Source organism: Pseudomonas retamae (genome assembly GCF_043496865.1).
In the GTDB taxonomy this organism is placed as follows: domain Bacteria; phylum Pseudomonadota; class Gammaproteobacteria; order Pseudomonadales; family Pseudomonadaceae; genus Aquipseudomonas; species Aquipseudomonas retamae.
In genome coordinates this window covers 148,668-162,744 of the sequence record NZ_JBIEIL010000007.1, presented here as the reverse complement: position 1 = coordinate 162,744, position 14,077 = coordinate 148,668, and the positions used below count along the sequence as shown (strand labels likewise).

Genomic DNA, 14,077 nt, shown 5'->3' with positions numbered 1-14,077 from the left:
TGCGGTCCACTGTGGGAGCGGTGTGTTTAAGGTGGCAACGACAAAAGCCCGCTTTCAAAGCGGGCTTTTTGTTCTGTAGCGATACCGACTACTTCTGCTTTGCAGTCAGCGCCGAGTAGCTGTTCATCAGGTTGCGGTAGTTAGGGATACGCTGCGACAGCAGGTTGCCCAGGCCTTCAATGTCGTTGCGCCAGTCGCGGTGCAGCTCACAGGCCACCGAGAACCAGTTCATCATTTGTGCGCCAGCCTGGGTCATGCGGCTCCATGCGGCTTGTTGCACGGTGGTGTTGAAGGTGCCCGAAGCATCGGTGACCACGAACACATCAAAACCTTCCGCCAGTGCCGACAGCGTCGGGAACGCTACGCAGACATCGGTGACCACGCCGGCGATGATGATCTGCTTGCGGCCGGTGGCCTTGATCGCCTTGACGAAGTCTTCGTTGTCCCAGGCGTTGATCTGGCCTGGGCGAGCGATGTACGGCGCGTCCGGGAACATCTCTTTCAGTTCCGGGACCAGCGGGCCGTTCGGGCCTTGTTCGAAACTGGTGGTGAGGATGGTCGGCAAGTCGAAGAACTTGGCCAGGTCGGCCAGGGCCAGCACGTTGTTCTTGAACTCGTTGGGCGAGAAGTCCTGCACCAGGGAAATCAGACCGGTCTGGTGATCGACCAGCAGCACGATAGCGTCGTCTTTGTTCAGGCGGTTGTAAGTTGGAGTGGTCATGGTGTGCGTCCCTTTTCAAGTTTGAAGTTTGTTGTTGCGTTCAAGTTGGGTACAGATTACTGACCCAGCGAAAAGGGATAAATCGGCTGAAACGCGTTTCACTGTCCACTCAAAACGGACAATGCTTATTCGCTTTGTTCCGCTTCATCCTCCGAAACCAGCGGCAACGACGCCAGCATTTGCGCGTGACACACCGCGAGGATTTCATCAGCCAGCGCGGAATCATCCGGGCACGCCCGAGACAGCATGACCGCGCCCACCGCTTGCGCCAGCAGTCCGATCATCTTCAAACGCGCCGCGTCCGGGGCTGCTTCGGTGTCAGTCGGGTACTTCGCGCCCAGCGTCTGCAAGGTGCGCTCGATGCCGTCGGCGAACGTGGCTTTCAACTCGTCCGGCTGGCGGGCGGCGTCGCCGCAAAGTGCGGCCATGGTGCAACCATCGCCACGCCCGTCGCGGTGTTCACGCGACACGTAGAGGTCGATAAAGCCTTTGACGTCGAGAGTTTCGGCGGTCGCCAGTGATCGCCCCAGGCTGTTGGCCGAGGCTTCGGCCATCAAATCCGCTTTCGAGCCGAAGTGCTTGTAGAAACCGCCGTGGGTGAAACCGGCCGCCGCCATCAGATCAGCCACACCGACGCCGTCAAACCCTCGCTCACGAAACAGCTCGGACGCCGTCTCGACGATGTGTTCACGGTTGGCCTGTGCCTGGGCTTTGCTGACTCGCATGAGCGGTACCTCTGTGCGCTAAAAATCATCCGCCGATGATACATAGATGTTGGCCATAATCAAAACCGTTGACAGTTTAGATTTAGATCATCATCCTAAATCCACTTGCTGCTATCCGGCATTTACCCCAACCGATGCATTCGCAAAGAGATGAATCAATGACCACTCGCCCTGCTGTCCTGATCACTGGCGCTTCCACTGGTATCGGCGCGGTTTATGCCGAACGTTTCGCCCAACGCGGGCATGATCTGGTGCTGGTCGCTCGCGATGCTGCGCGCCTCGACACACTGGCCGCCCAACTGCGCAGCGAGCACAGCGTTGCCGTCGATGTGGTTCCGGCCGACCTGACCCGACTCAGCGATCTCACCACCGTCGAAACGCGTCTGCGTGACGACACGCGCATCGGTATCCTCGTCAACAACGCCGGTGCCGCACAGTCCGGCAGCTTTATCGAGCAGAGCACCGACAGCGTGGCCAATCTGGTCGCCCTCAACACCACCGCTCTGGTACGCCTTGCCAGCGCGATTGCGCCGCGTCTGGCCAAGGCCGGTGAAGGTGCGATCATCAATATCGGTTCGGTGGTCGGGCTGGCGCCGGAATTCGGCATGTCGGTTTACGGCGCGACCAAGGCGTTTGTGCTGTTCCTCTCGCAGGGCCTGAGCCTGGAACTGACGCCGCTGGGCGTGTACGTGCAAGCCGTGCTGCCCGCCGCGACCCGCACGGAAATCTGGGACCGCGCCGGCATCGACATCAACACCCTGAGCGAAATCATGGAAGTCAGTGATCTGGTCGACGCCGCACTGGTCGGTTTCGATCGCCGCGAGCCGGTAACCATTCCGCCGCTGCATGAAGGCCAGCGCTGGGATGACCTGCAAACCGCGCGGCAGGGTTTGCTCGGGCAGATTCGCCAGTCCGCGGTTGCCCAGCGTTACCTGCCATGAAAGCTTTTCTCATCGACCGCTACGGCCAACACCGCGGGCGCATCGGCGACGTCGCCGAGCCCGCGCCTGGGCCTGACGACGTCCTGATCGAGGTGCACGCAGCGAGCGTCAATGTCCTCGATTCGAAGATCCGCCGCGGTGAATTCAAGTTGATTCTGCCGTACGCAATGCCGCTGGTACTGGGCAACGATGTCGCCGGTGTGGTGATCTCGACCGGCGCAGCAGTCACCGCTTTCAAACCCGGCGATGAGGTCTATGCGCGGGTGCCGGAACAGCGCATCGGCACCTTTGCCGAGCGGATCGCGGTGGATCAGCATGCGCTCGCATTGAAGCCTGCCAACCTCAATATGGAACAGGCCGCGGCGATACCGTTGGTGACGTTGACTGCCTGGCAAGCGCTGGTCGACATTGCACAGTTGCGCGCCGGGCAGAAAGTACTGATCCATGCCGGTTCCGGCGGTGTCGGTACGGTCGCGATTCAACTGGCCAAACACCTCGGCGCGTTTGTCGCGACCACCACCAGCACGGCGAATGTCGAGTGGGTCAAGGCGCTCGGCGCGGACGTGGTGATCGACTACAAACACCAGCGTTTCGAGGATGAGCTACGCGGTTACGACGTGGTGCTCAACAGCCTCGGTAGCGATGTGCTGGAGAACTCACTGAAAGTGCTCAAACCCGGTGGACAGCTGATTTCCATCTCCGGCCCACCCACCGCCGAGTTCGCCAAGGCGCAAGGTCTGGCGTGGCCACTACGGCAAGTCGTGCGCCTGTTGAGCCTGAAGATCCGCCGCAAGGCTCGCCGGCACAACGTCAGCTACAGCTTCCTGTTCATGCGGGCCAACGGCTCGCAGCTGCGCGACATCAGTGCGTTGATCGAGGCCGGCAAGCTGGCGCCAGTGCTGGATCGCAGCTTTGCGTTTGAGTCGACGGCTGAGGCGCTGGCTCATGTAGAACAGGGCCGCGCCAAGGGCAAAGTCATTGTGCGGATGAAGTAGCCCTATGCCGGTCGATGACGTTGCAGGCAACGCTGAAGATCTCCCTGCCGGCACGCAGCAGTTCGGCACGATTGAGCCCGCCGGCGAGCGAACGCCCGCGATCGAGCCGCCAGCCCCCCTGCTCGACCCGGCCGCCATCGTCTGGCGGCCCTTGTTGCTTGAGCCCTGACCCGTTGCCCGTCAGGTATTCAACGGCGTTTGCGGCGTATCCGGATTGAGCTGACGACGGCGGAATTGCCCCGGCGGCTGGCCGTGAATCTGCCGGAAACGCCGGGAAAAATAGGCCTCGTCGGCAAAGCCGCACAAGCGCGCCACCTCGCCCACGGAGCGGGTGCTGTTGAGGAGAAAATTGCGCGCCGCGTGCATCCGCCGTTCGAGCACCAGTTCGGTGAAGGTCTTGCCGATTTCCTTGCGCAACCAGTGGGTCAGATAGGTCGGTGACAGGTACGTCGCCGCCGCCACTTTGATCAGGTTGAGGTCGGGGTCGGCGATGTTCTTGCGCAGGTATTCGAACATGCGGCTCAGCGCATCGCGTCGACTGACCTCAGCAGCGTTTTCTTCGGCCAGGCGCTTGAGCGGCTCGGCGTAAAGAAAACACACGCTGCCGATCAACTGCAGCAGCAAGCCCTTGAGCATCTCCCGCGTGCCGAACTGGCGATTCTCGTCCAGGCGGCGCATCTGCTCGATCAGCGCACAGACCCCGGCAAAATCCGCGTCCACGAGAATGAAATCCAGATGTTCCTGAAAGCGGAACGGCGACAGCTCCGGCGCCAGCAGGATCGACACCTCTTCGAGGTCCATCGGGTCGCACTGCAAATGCGGCAACAGGAAGGTCTGGGAAAAATTGATGACGATGAAATTGCTCTCCGCCGGGTGCGGAATCACGTGGACGCGGTGCGGCAGGATGAACGCCAGGGTGTTGCGCGGGAACGGACGTTCGACGTTGCCGATGTGCTGCACGGTGTCGCCGCCGAGGTTGATCTGGATCTGAAAGTATTCGTGGCGATGCGGCGCGGTTTCGGCGCGGCGGCCCTTTTTGTCGCGAATGTAGAAGTCGGTCAATTCGCTGCGTTGCTGCATGACGTAAGTCGGAATCCGGTGCGGTGACGACATCGGCGGAGGGTCCTCGGCAGGTACGTGGGCGCGAATCATCTTGCAGGCAAGCCCGCGACGCAGCAAGCAGTCATACGACGACATGAGCACCAGCAATTTTTTCCGCGTCGGAGTGGCGATTCGCCTGTCCAAAAAACCTGAAGCCATAACAAAACGTATTTATGTTTATTTTCAATACGTTAACGTGCATATCCAGTTGATTGTGGAACGTCGCACGCAGATTTTTTTCTTGGACAGGTTTAACCAGCCCCCGCGTCATAAGAAAAAACGTTCTAACCCTTGGCTTGATCTGACGAAGTTGTACGACCACTGTAATAGCCAACGCAGCCCAGCCTCCTCCAAAAACAATCAAAGGTGTGCACGTCATGAACCAGCCATTACTTCTCGCCGCCCCTCCCGATCCCGCCGAACCGGCCTGCCGTGAGACGTACCTGAACGTCTGACGCCAGGCCTTCGTGCCGTCGCTTTTCAGTGCCGATCTGTCTGCCCCCACGCGTGTGGGCAAGGCCTTCGGCTGCGCGAAACCCCTCGACCCTTCTAACAATAACGAGGTCTGACCATGTCCAATTCCCATGCTTCTCAAGCCACTGTGCCGCCGGTGATTGCCGGCGCACGCGACGCGGTGGTGCCGCAACGCCTGCCCTCGCGGCGCCGCTGGTTCATGCTGTCGCTGTTGCTGATCGCGACCATCATCAACTACATCGACCGGGTCAATATCTCAATCGCCGCACCGTTCATGGCCAAGGACCTGGGGCTGGACAAGATCGAGATGGGCCTGATCTTTTCCGCGTTTGCCTGGACCTATGCGCTGGCGCTGGTGCCGGCCGGGTTCATCGCCGACCGCTTTGGTTCGCGCTTCACCTACGGGGTTTCGCTGATCAGTTGGTCGACGGTCACCGTGTGCCAGGGCTTCGCCACCGGTTTCGCCTCGCTGTTCGGTTTGCGCCTGGCGGTCGGTGCCATGGAAGCGCCGGCGTTTCCGGCCAACAGCCGCGCAGTGACGGTGTGGTTTCCGGCCCGCGAACGCGGTCTGGCGAGCAGCATTTATGTCTGCGGCCAGTACCTCGGCACGGCGCTGTTCACTGGCGCGCTGCTGTGGCTGGCGACCACCTTCGACTGGCGCCACGTGTTCTACAGCACCGGCGCACTGGGGATCATTTTCGGTGTGCTGTGGCTGTACCTGTATCGCGACCCGCTCAATTGCAAAAAGGTCAGCAAAGCCGAATTGCAGTACATCGAAGCGGGTGGCGGCCTGGTCAAAAGCAGTCAGGAACGCACCCGTTTCAACTGGCGGCAGATCGCCGAGTTGTTCAGCTACCGCCAGGTCTGGGCGATCTGCATCGGCAAGTTCGCCAGCACTTCGGCGCTGTACTTCTTCCTGACCTGGTTCCCCACCTACCTGATCGAAGAACGCCAACTGACCATGATCAAGGCCGGGATATTCGCCGTGCTGCCCTTCGTCGGCGCGACCGTGGGCATTCTGCTCGCCGGGATCGTCTCCGACGGATTGATCCGCCGGGGCTACTCGATGTCGTTCGCCCGCAAGTTGCCGCTGGTGGTCGGGTCGATGCTGGGCATGTCGATCGTGCTGGTGAATTTCACCGACTCGAACACGATCTGCATTGCCGTGCTGACCATCGCCTTTTTCGCTCAGGGCATCGCCTCGTCTTCGTGGGCGGCGGTCTCGGAAGTCGCGCCCAAGGAACTGATCGGCCTAACCGGCGGCATCACCAGCCTGGCGGCGAACATCGGCGGCATCGTCACGCCGATCGTGATTGGCGCCATCGTGCATGCCACCGGCTCGTTCGCCTGGGCGTTCTGGTTCATCGGCGGCGTGGCGCTGATCGGCACCCTCTCCTACTCGCTGCTGCTCGGCCGTCTGTATCGCATCGAATTGAAACCACGCTGAGCGCAACAGCACCGTTTTCTCCAAGCCGAAGCGGCATTCGTCCAACTACACCGACGCGCGCCGCCGTAGGCTGATCTCACACACAGGACCTCACAGGATGAACATGACTGAATACGTTTTCACTCCGGATCTGCCCGCGACCTTGCCGGTGGTGGGCAGCGCGCAACGCTTTCCTGTCGGTCGGGTATTTTGTGTCGGCCGCAACTACCCGTGGCCGGACAGCCAGGGCCAGTCGCGCCAGCCACCGGTGTTTTTCATGAAGCCGGCGAGCAACGTCATCGATGCCGTCGGTGAAGTGTCCTACCCGCCGTTGACCGAGGAGTTCGTCCATGAAATCGAACTGGTGGTGGCGATTGGCGAAGGCGGCGCGAACATCCCCGAAGACCAGGCGTTGGCCTATGTCTGGGGCTACGCCGCCGGCCTCGACCTGACCCGCCGCGACGTGCAACTGGCGGCCAAGAGCAAGGGCCTGCCGTGGGAAGGCGCCAAGGTTTTTGATGGTGCCGCGCCGATGACCGCGATTGTGCCGGTCAGCCGCGGCGGCCATCCCGAGGGCGAGTTGTGGCTCAACGTCAACGGCGAGGAGCGCCAGCGTGACAGCCTCGACAATCAGATCTGGTCGGTCAGCGAAGTGATCAGCCGCATCTCTCGTTCGGTGGCGTTGCGCGCCGGCGATCTGATCATGACCGGCAGCCCGGCCGGCGTCGACGCGCTGCAGCCCGGCGACCTGATCAGCGCTGGCATCGACGGCATCGGTCAACTGGAAATGCGCGTCGGCGCTCGTCCTCAGCCATTTGCATAAGGAGTACCCGAGCATGTCCACTTCATCACCGTTAAAAGTCGCGCTGGTCACCGGTGCGGGCAGCGGCATCGGCCGCGCCGTGGCGCTGGGCCTGATGGCCGACGGGTTCACCGTGGTCGCCGCCGGACGCCGAGCGGAACCTTTGCAAGCGCTGGTCGAACTGGCGACGAGCGAAGGCCACGAGGCGCTGGCGGTACCCACCGACGTGCGCGACCCGGCCAGTGTCGACGCGCTGTTTGCGAGCATTGCCGAGGTCTACGGACGCCTCGACGTGGTGTTCAACAATGCCGGGGTCAATGCCCCTGCCGTGCCGCTGGACGAGCTGTCGTTCGAGCAATGGCGCAATGTCATCGACACCAATCTCAACGGGGTTTTCCTCTGTGCCCGCGGCGCCTTCGGCCTGATGCGCCGCCAGCAGCCACAGGGCGGACGCATCATCAACAACGGTTCGATTTCCGCGCACACGCCGCGCCCGTTCAGCAGCGCCTATACCGCCAGCAAACACGCGGTGCTGGGCCTGAGCAAATCGCTGGCGCTGGACGGTCGCGAATTCAACATCGCCTGCAGCCAGATCGACATCGGCAATGCCTTGACCGAGATGTCCGAACGCATGACCCGCGGCGTGCGCCAGGCCAACGGCAGCATCGCCGTCGAGCCGATGGTCGACGTCAAACACGTCGCCGAGGCCGTGCGCTACATCGCTGGCCTGCCGCTGTCGGCCAACGTTCTGAACATGACCGTCATGGCCACTGCCATGCCGTTTGCCGGCCGCGGTTGAGCCGGCCTTTTTATTCGGTAAGTGAGGTTTACATGAAGCCCGAAGTCTTGCAGTTGAGCCCGATCCTGATTCCTGAAATCAACGCCCGTCTCGATGAACTGTTCACCGTCCGACGCTATTTCCAGCAGGCCGACAAACCCGCATATCTGCGTGAGCACGGCGCCAATATTCGCGGGGTGATCACCGGCGGGCACACCGGCATCAGCCAGGCCTTGATGGCGCAACTGCCGCAACTGGAAGTGGTGGCGGTCAATGGTGTTGGCACCGACGCGGTCGATCTGGCCTACGCCCGCGATCGCGGCATCCGCGTGACGGCAACCATTGGCGCGCTGACCGAAGACGTCGCCGACCTCGCCATCGGTTTGCTGATCGCCGTGTGTCGCGGTTTGTGCACCAGTGATCGCTACGTGCGCTCGGGTGAATGGCCGCACAGCCCGACGCCGCTGGCGCCGCTGCCATTGGCGCGACAGGTGTCGGGCATGCGCATCGGCATCGTCGGCATGGGTCGGGTCGGTCGTGCCGTGGCCAGTCGCGCCGCCGCGTTTGGCTGCCCGATCAGTTACACCGATCTGCAGCCGATGAGCGATGTCAGCCATACCTTCGTCGCCGATCTCAAGCAACTGGCCCGCGACAGCGACGCGCTGATCCTCGCCGCCGCCGCCGACAAGGCTGAAGCGATTATCAACGCTGAAGTCCTGCAAGCCTTGGGCAAGGGTGGTTATCTGATCAACGTCGCGCGCGGCAAACTGGTCAACGAAGCGGACCTGTTGGCGGCGTTGACGGCCGGCGAAATCGCCGGGGCCGGGCTGGATGTGTTTGTCGATGAACCGAATGTGCCAGAAGCCTTGTTCAACAACGAACAGGTGGTGCTGCAACCGCACCGCGCCAGCGCCACCTTGCAGACGCGTACGCGGATGGGCGAGATGGTGGTTGCCAGCCTGCTCGACAGCTTTGCCGGGAAGGTACCGCAGGGGTGTGTCACCGGGTAAGCGCCGGGGCTGAAATGGCAGCCCTGCACCAGCCCGAGCGCCCCAACCTGATCGTTCCCACGCTCCGCGTGGGAATGCCTCTTGTGACGCTCTGCGTCACGCTTTTGGACGCAGAGCGTCCGGGGCTGCATCCCCACGCAGAGCGTGGGAACGATCAGGTTGCTCCGCGTGGGAACGATCAGGATCGACTCGGTCGGCTCCCTCTCCCTCTGGGCGGTCCGACGTTTCGGGAGGGCTGGGGTGAGGGGCTGCGGTTCACGCAGATCGCAAACGCCTCACAAGGTATAAGAAATCCCCACCTGCACCGTCCGCGGCGCGCCCGGATAGGCGTAGACGTTGCCGAACGCCCCTTCCTCATAATCACGATCGAACAGATTCTTCAGATCAAGGTTGAGCCGCACCTTGTCGTTGACCTTATAAAAGCCCAGCAAGTCGACCACCGTGTAGCTGCCCATCGAAAACGCGGTATTGGCGGTTTGCCCGGCGCGTTCGTCGACATACTTGAGCCCGGTACCGAGGCCCAAGCCTTTCAGAGCGCCGTCCTGGAATTCGTAGACGTTGAGCAGGCTGAAGCTGTTTTGCGGGATGTTCAGCAAGCGGGTGCCGGAGCGGATCGTGTTGTCCTTGGTCACTTCGGCATCGACATAGGCATAGCCGCCGATGACCCGCCATTCCGGGGTCAGGTTGCCCGCGACGTTCAGGTCGAAGCCACGGCTGCGCACCTCGCCTGCGGCAACGCTGAAGGTCGAGTCGACCGGGTCGGTGGTCAGCACGTTGCGTTTTTCGATCTGGTAGATCGCCGCATCGACGCTTAGCTGATGATCCAGCGCCTCCCACTTGAGGCCCATTTCATAGGATTTGCCTTTCTCCGGGGCAAAGCCGCCACCGGCGCGGCTGGCGCCGGTGTTGGGTTTGAACGAGCGCGCGGTGTTGGCGTAGACCGCGAGGGTTTCGGTCAGATCGTAGGTCACGCCCAGACGCGGGGTGACCGCGTTATCCGCGGCCTGCCAGCTCTTGCCACCCGGCACGTAGGTTTCATAGTCGTGTTCGAAACGCTCGAACCGCGCCCCGGCAAGCACTTTCAGGCGCTCGGTCAACGCCACCTGATCCTGGACGAAGGCGGCGTAGGTCTTGAGGTTTTCCTTGTCGTGGGTCGGCGTGCGGGTCAGGGCCGGGCGCGGCTGGCCGTAGACCGGATCGAAGATGTCGATCGGGTAGGCACCGACCGCACCGCTGGAGCGCTGGATGATCGACTTGTAGTCGTAGTCTTCGTATTCGATGCCGGTGAGCAAGGTGTGCTGCAGACCGCCGGTGCTGAAGTGCCCGGTCAGATTCAGCTGGGTGTCCTTGTCGGTCCATTCCAGTTTGCGGTAGTTGAAGTTGCGCCCCAGGGTGCGACCGTCAGCGGCGATGCCGTTGGCTTCGATCGCGTTGCCTTTAAGCGAGCCGTCGAGCCACTGGAAACCACCGCCCAGGGTCCAGTCGTCGTTGAGCAGGTGCTCGAAACGCAGCTGCGCCATGTTGTTGTCGTTGTGCAGCTTGCCGACGTCCTTCTCGCCGAAGAACGTGTCGCGCGAGGCGGTGCCGATCTGCTTCGGATAGCGCGTCACGCCACGGTCGAGCGGCGCATTGTTGCGCATGAAATCGCCTTCGAAAATCACCTTGGTCGCATCGGTCGCCTGCCAACTCAGCACCGGCGTGATGCCGTAGCGTTCGGTCTCGACATGATCACGAAAGGTGTCGCCGCCCTCGCCCACGACGTTGAGCCGATAGGCCAGCCGGCCTTCTTCATCCAGCGGCCCGGAAGCGTCGAGGGTGCCGCGTTTTATACCTTGATCGTTGAGCTGGCTGCCCAGGGTGACGGTGCGCTCGGCCAGCGGTTGTTTGGACACCACGTTGAAGGTGCCGCCGGGATCGCCGCGACCGTAGAGCGTGGTGGCCGGGCCGCGCAGTACTTCCAGACGCTCGATGGTGTTGGCGTCGGGCATGTTCGGGTAGCCGCGGTTGATCGGAAAACCGTTGCGATAAAACTCGCCGGTGGTGAAGCCACGCACGGTGAAAGTAGTCAGGCCTTGCCCGCCGAAATTGTTCGCACGGCCAACGCCGCCAGCGTAATCCAGCGCGTCTTGCAGGCGGGTCGCGCCGATGTCCTCGACCGCATCCTTGGTCACGACACTGATCGATTGCGCGGTTTCATGAATCGCCGTGTCGGTGCGCGTGGCACTGGCCGAACGCGTCGCGCGATAGCCCTGCACCGGGCCGTCGGCCCGTTCGTAATCTGCCGTGCCGACCACATCGGTGGCGTCCAGCTCAAGCACTGAGGAGGTGGAATCGGCCTGTTCGGCCCACGCAGAAGAAGACAACGCCTGCAGCACGCAAATGGAAAGCAGAGTACGACGCATGAAAAGGAAACCTTTACGAATAGGCCAGAACGGATGGCAGAACTGCCAGCGAAGCGGCGCGCATGGTATACCAGTGCAATGCGTAATTGAAACGTATTCTTATTTGTCATGTTGCAGTTGCGGGCCCATCGAACCCGACGGCAATGGGCACCTGCATCGTCAGGTCAGCCTGCTGTGCGCTGACTGAACACCTCCTTGAACACTGGCACAGCGGAAAAAGCGTTGGGCCAGCCGGCGTAGAACGCCAGTTGGGTGATCATTTCCGCCGCCTCGGTCTGGCTCAGACCGTTGTCCATCGCGCGATTGAGGTGATAACCGACCTGGCCCACCTGCCCGTTCGCCACCAGCGAACTGACGGTGATCAGGCTGCGGTCACGCGGAGCCAGGCCCGGGCGCAACCAGAGATCGCGAAACAGCGCCTTGGTGGTGAATTCGACCAGTCCCGGCGCAGCAGAGCCAACTGCCGCGTTCACCCGTTCGACGCGATCCGCCTCGCGCACCTCATCGAGCGGCAGCAGTGGCGGCGACACCGGCGCCAGTTGCTCCGGGCCGATGTGGCGCGCGGCGAATATCTGCTGAGCGATCGGCAGCGCCGCCGTCGCGTTGCCCCAACCGGAATAAAACGCCAGATGATTGAGGGCTTCCGACAATTCCAGCGGCGTCACGCCGTGGTCCAGCGCCAGATTGAACTGAATTGGCATCTCGGCGGTTTGCCCGCGTGCGATCAGCACCGCCACCGTGACCAGACTGCGATCGCGTGGCGACAGACCCGGGCGTTGCCACAGTTCGCCAAGCAGCATTGATTCGGTGTTGTGCGCCAGCGCCGGCGAAACCGCGGCAGCACTGGTTTGCGTTGTTACAGGAGCATGGTTCATCAAGGGCGTTCCTTTTTCAGCGGAGGCACAGGCAGACAGCACCAGGGCCAGGGCCGTCAGCAGGAGACTGCCGGGCTGGAACGCGTTTCGAATCGACGGTACGGGCATGGCCACACTCCTGCTGACGGAATCATCAGCGGCCACGTTAAGGGGCTTATGCCCCAGCGACTAGCCAGCCTGCGTCTCATGGAGTCATGAGTGTGATTCATCAATCGGAGGTCGCGCGGCGCTTTTGGGGATCAGTGGTCCAGCAGCCGCGTGGTCATCGCCATCGCGGTGTGCAGTGACTGTCCGGTGCGCTGCAACTTGTTCAGCAGGCTGGCGCCCAACCACAACTGATACAGGGTTTCCGCCAGATGCCGTGCGTCACCCTCTGGCAGGCTGCCATCCGCCTGGCCTTGTTCGAGGCATTCGGTGATGCGTGCCACCACGCGCTCGGCGCCATCACGCAAGGTCAGGCGCATCGACTCGGAGAGGTCGGCGACCTCGGCGCTGAGTTTTACCACCAGGCATTCATCGCCGTGGCCTTCGAGGGTGCAGCGGTTCTGCCAGCCCTGCCAGTAATCCATCAGCCGCTCATAGGCGTTGAGCCCCGGCAGCGTCAGGCGGCGCTCCATGTCGGCGAGGTAGCCGACGAAGTAATCCTCAAGCAATGCCTGGCCGTACAGCTCTTTGGATTTGAAGTAGTGATAGAACGAGCCCTTGGGCACACCGGCGGTCTGCAGGATCTCGTTGAGGCCAACGCTGGTGAAGCCCTTCTCGGCCATCATCCGGTGGCCGGTGTCGAGCAAGTGTTGGCGGGTGTCGTCGTAGGTCGGTTTCATGGGGCGCGAATTAGCTGGCAATAGACCAGTCGTATGCTGAGAAGGAACGCGAGTTTGCCATACCTGAACCTAAAAAAACCAAAGATAAAAAATTACTAGACGACTGGTCTAATTGGGATCTATGCTGCGCCCCGACAAACGATTTCTGCCGGGTGCCAGCGATGGGCGAATCCCTCTCCCACGAAACACCTGACCTACACAAAGGTGCGTTTATGAAAGTCCTGATGGTGCTGACCTCTCACGATCAACTCGGCAACACCGGCAAGAAAACCGGTTTCTGGCTGGAAGAATTCGCCGCCCCCTACTACGCCTTCAAGGACGCCGGCGCTGACGTCACGCTGGTCTCGCCGGCCGGTGGTCAGCCACCGCTCGACCCGAAAAGCGACGAGCCCGGCGCGCAGACCGCTGAAACCGACCGCTTCCGCCAGGACCCGGCCGCCCAGCAAGCGCTGGCAAACACCGGACGCCTGGCCGAGGTCAGCGCAGAAGATTTCGATGCGGTGTTCTACCCGGGAGGCCACGGCCCGCTGTGGGATCTGACCGAGGACAAGCATTCGATCGCCCTGATCGAAGCCTTCGACCGCGCCAACAAGCCGCACGGTTTTGTCTGCCACGCACCGGGCGTGCTGCTTCATGTGGTTCGGGCTGATGGCCAGCCGATCGTCAAGGGCCGCAACGTCACCGGTTTTACCAACGCTGAAGAAGCAGCGGTCGGCCTCACTGACGTCGTGCCGTTCTTGATCGAAGACGAGTTCCAGCGTCTGGGCGGTCAATACTCGAAAGTCGCTGACTGGCAGGTACACGTGGTTGCCGACGGGCAACTGGTCACCGGTCAGAACCCGGCCAGCTCCGCCGCCGTCGCCGAGAAACTGCTGAAACTGCTCGGCTAGGTTCACGCTCAACCCCTAAGAACGCCGTGCGCGGTTTGCCCGGCGTTTTTTTTCATTCGACTAGTAGTCGACTGGTCTAATTACTCAAGGTCACTCCATGAAGCACAACCCGT

At 61.9% G+C, this 14,077-nt stretch carries 15 protein-coding genes; 9 read left to right on the top strand and 6 right to left on the bottom strand.

The features are described 5' to 3' along the window. Positions 1-88: 88 nt before the first annotated feature. Positions 89-721 carry an isochorismate family cysteine hydrolase YcaC gene (gene ycaC / locus ACGSLL_RS15710; RefSeq protein ID WP_394506995.1) on the bottom strand — a complete coding sequence of 211 codons (633 nt, stop codon included), beginning with the start codon at positions 719-721 and terminating at the stop codon, positions 89-91. Positions 722-846: 125 nt separating this feature from the next. After that, positions 847-1,446 (bottom strand): TetR/AcrR family transcriptional regulator, encoded by a 600-nt coding sequence (locus tag ACGSLL_RS15705; protein ID WP_394506994.1) that lies wholly within the window; start codon positions 1,444-1,446, stop codon positions 847-849. Between the two features lie 158 nt (positions 1,447-1,604). On the opposite strand from ACGSLL_RS15705, the gene ACGSLL_RS15700 reads away from it, so the two are divergent. Genes ACGSLL_RS15700 through ACGSLL_RS15690 form a run of 3 tightly spaced genes read left to right on the top strand, consistent with a single transcriptional unit; the run spans position 1,605 to position 3,551 of the window. Then, the gene (locus tag ACGSLL_RS15700) at positions 1,605-2,387 is read left to right on the top strand and encodes an SDR family NAD(P)-dependent oxidoreductase (protein WP_394506993.1); all 783 of its coding nucleotides are present in this window, start codon (positions 1,605-1,607) and stop codon (positions 2,385-2,387) included. Then, positions 2,384-3,382 (top strand): NADP-dependent oxidoreductase, encoded by a 999-nt coding sequence (locus ACGSLL_RS15695; RefSeq protein WP_394506992.1) that lies wholly within the window; start codon positions 2,384-2,386, stop codon positions 3,380-3,382. Before ACGSLL_RS15700 ends, ACGSLL_RS15695 begins: the two co-directional genes overlap by 4 nt. A gap of 4 nt (positions 3,383-3,386) precedes the next feature. Continuing rightward, positions 3,387-3,551, top strand: a complete 165-nt coding sequence (locus tag ACGSLL_RS15690; RefSeq protein ID WP_394506991.1) for a hypothetical protein — start codon at positions 3,387-3,389, stop codon at positions 3,549-3,551. Between the two features lie 11 nt (positions 3,552-3,562). Here the strand turns inward: ACGSLL_RS15690 and ACGSLL_RS15685 are convergent, their stop codons facing one another. Next, entirely contained in the window at positions 3,563-4,495 is a 933-nt protein-coding gene (locus ACGSLL_RS15685) for a helix-turn-helix transcriptional regulator (RefSeq protein ID WP_394506990.1), read from the bottom strand. 82 nt (positions 4,496-4,577) lie between these two features. Here ACGSLL_RS15685 and ACGSLL_RS15680 point away from each other — a divergent pair, with 82 nt between their 5' ends. The 5 genes from ACGSLL_RS15680 to ACGSLL_RS15660 all read left to right on the top strand — a co-directional run bounded on the left by ACGSLL_RS15680 (position 4,578) and on the right by ACGSLL_RS15660 (position 8,973). Continuing rightward, positions 4,578-4,919: a hypothetical protein gene (locus ACGSLL_RS15680; protein ID WP_394506989.1), complete on the top strand. Its 342-nt coding sequence runs from the start codon at positions 4,578-4,580 to the stop codon at positions 4,917-4,919. Positions 4,920-5,054: 135 nt separating this feature from the next. Then, positions 5,055-6,404, top strand: coding sequence for an MFS transporter (locus tag ACGSLL_RS15675; RefSeq protein ID WP_394506988.1), 1,350 nt, complete (start codon positions 5,055-5,057; stop codon positions 6,402-6,404). 97 nt (positions 6,405-6,501) lie between these two features. Continuing rightward, the gene (locus ACGSLL_RS15670; protein WP_394506987.1) at positions 6,502-7,206 is read left to right on the top strand and encodes a fumarylacetoacetate hydrolase family protein; all 705 of its coding nucleotides are present in this window, start codon (positions 6,502-6,504) and stop codon (positions 7,204-7,206) included. Positions 7,207-7,219: 13 nt separating this feature from the next. Next, positions 7,220-7,984 carry an SDR family oxidoreductase gene (locus ACGSLL_RS15665; protein ID WP_394506986.1) on the top strand — a complete coding sequence of 255 codons (765 nt, stop codon included), beginning with the start codon at positions 7,220-7,222 and terminating at the stop codon, positions 7,982-7,984. Between the two features lie 32 nt (positions 7,985-8,016). Continuing rightward, positions 8,017-8,973: a 2-hydroxyacid dehydrogenase gene (locus ACGSLL_RS15660; protein ID WP_394506985.1), complete on the top strand. Its 957-nt coding sequence runs from the start codon at positions 8,017-8,019 to the stop codon at positions 8,971-8,973. A 275-nt stretch (positions 8,974-9,248) separates the two neighbouring features. On the opposite strand, the gene ACGSLL_RS15655 is transcribed toward ACGSLL_RS15660, so the two are convergent. The 3 genes from ACGSLL_RS15655 to ACGSLL_RS15645 all read right to left on the bottom strand — a co-directional run bounded on the left by ACGSLL_RS15655 (position 9,249) and on the right by ACGSLL_RS15645 (position 13,074). Then, positions 9,249-11,375 (bottom strand): TonB-dependent siderophore receptor, encoded by a 2,127-nt coding sequence (locus ACGSLL_RS15655; RefSeq protein ID WP_394506984.1) that lies wholly within the window; start codon positions 11,373-11,375, stop codon positions 9,249-9,251. A 164-nt stretch (positions 11,376-11,539) separates the two neighbouring features. After that, positions 11,540-12,250, bottom strand: coding sequence for a carboxymuconolactone decarboxylase family protein (locus tag ACGSLL_RS15650; RefSeq protein WP_394506983.1), 711 nt, complete (start codon positions 12,248-12,250; stop codon positions 11,540-11,542). Positions 12,251-12,489: 239 nt separating this feature from the next. Continuing rightward, positions 12,490-13,074 carry a TetR/AcrR family transcriptional regulator gene (locus ACGSLL_RS15645; RefSeq protein WP_394506982.1) on the bottom strand — a complete coding sequence of 195 codons (585 nt, stop codon included), beginning with the start codon at positions 13,072-13,074 and terminating at the stop codon, positions 12,490-12,492. Positions 13,075-13,286: 212 nt separating this feature from the next. Between ACGSLL_RS15645 and ACGSLL_RS15640 the strand changes: the two genes are divergently transcribed. Next, a complete protein-coding gene (locus ACGSLL_RS15640; RefSeq protein ID WP_394506981.1) occupies positions 13,287-13,964 on the top strand; it encodes a type 1 glutamine amidotransferase domain-containing protein in 678 nt (225 codons plus the stop codon). The last annotated feature ends 113 nt before the right edge of the window (positions 13,965-14,077 follow it).

Bases quoted from the DNA above. Each gene is read 5' to 3' on its own strand.
- ycaC (WP_394506995.1), bottom strand. From the start codon at position 721: ATGACCACTCCAACTTACAACCGCCTGAACAAAGACGACGCTATCGTG.
- ACGSLL_RS15705 (WP_394506994.1), bottom strand. From the start codon at position 1,446: ATGCGAGTCAGCAAAGCCCAGGCACAGGCCAACCGTGAACACATCGTC.
- ACGSLL_RS15700 (WP_394506993.1), top strand. From the start codon at position 1,605: ATGACCACTCGCCCTGCTGTCCTGATCACTGGCGCTTCCACTGGTATC.
- ACGSLL_RS15695 (WP_394506992.1), top strand. From the start codon at position 2,384: ATGAAAGCTTTTCTCATCGACCGCTACGGCCAACACCGCGGGCGCATC.
- ACGSLL_RS15690 (WP_394506991.1), top strand. From the start codon at position 3,387: ATGCCGGTCGATGACGTTGCAGGCAACGCTGAAGATCTCCCTGCCGGC.
- ACGSLL_RS15685 (WP_394506990.1), bottom strand. From the start codon at position 4,495: ATGTCGTCACCGCACCGGATTCCGACTTACGTCATGCAGCAACGCAGC.
- ACGSLL_RS15680 (WP_394506989.1), top strand. From the start codon at position 4,578: ATGAGCACCAGCAATTTTTTCCGCGTCGGAGTGGCGATTCGCCTGTCC.
- ACGSLL_RS15675 (WP_394506988.1), top strand. From the start codon at position 5,055: ATGTCCAATTCCCATGCTTCTCAAGCCACTGTGCCGCCGGTGATTGCC.
- ACGSLL_RS15670 (WP_394506987.1), top strand. From the start codon at position 6,502: ATGAACATGACTGAATACGTTTTCACTCCGGATCTGCCCGCGACCTTG.
- ACGSLL_RS15665 (WP_394506986.1), top strand. From the start codon at position 7,220: ATGTCCACTTCATCACCGTTAAAAGTCGCGCTGGTCACCGGTGCGGGC.
- ACGSLL_RS15660 (WP_394506985.1), top strand. From the start codon at position 8,017: ATGAAGCCCGAAGTCTTGCAGTTGAGCCCGATCCTGATTCCTGAAATC.
- ACGSLL_RS15655 (WP_394506984.1), bottom strand. From the start codon at position 11,375: ATGCGTCGTACTCTGCTTTCCATTTGCGTGCTGCAGGCGTTGTCTTCT.
- ACGSLL_RS15650 (WP_394506983.1), bottom strand. From the start codon at position 12,250: ATGAACCATGCTCCTGTAACAACGCAAACCAGTGCTGCCGCGGTTTCG.
- ACGSLL_RS15645 (WP_394506982.1), bottom strand. From the start codon at position 13,074: ATGAAACCGACCTACGACGACACCCGCCAACACTTGCTCGACACCGGC.
- ACGSLL_RS15640 (WP_394506981.1), top strand. From the start codon at position 13,287: ATGAAAGTCCTGATGGTGCTGACCTCTCACGATCAACTCGGCAACACC.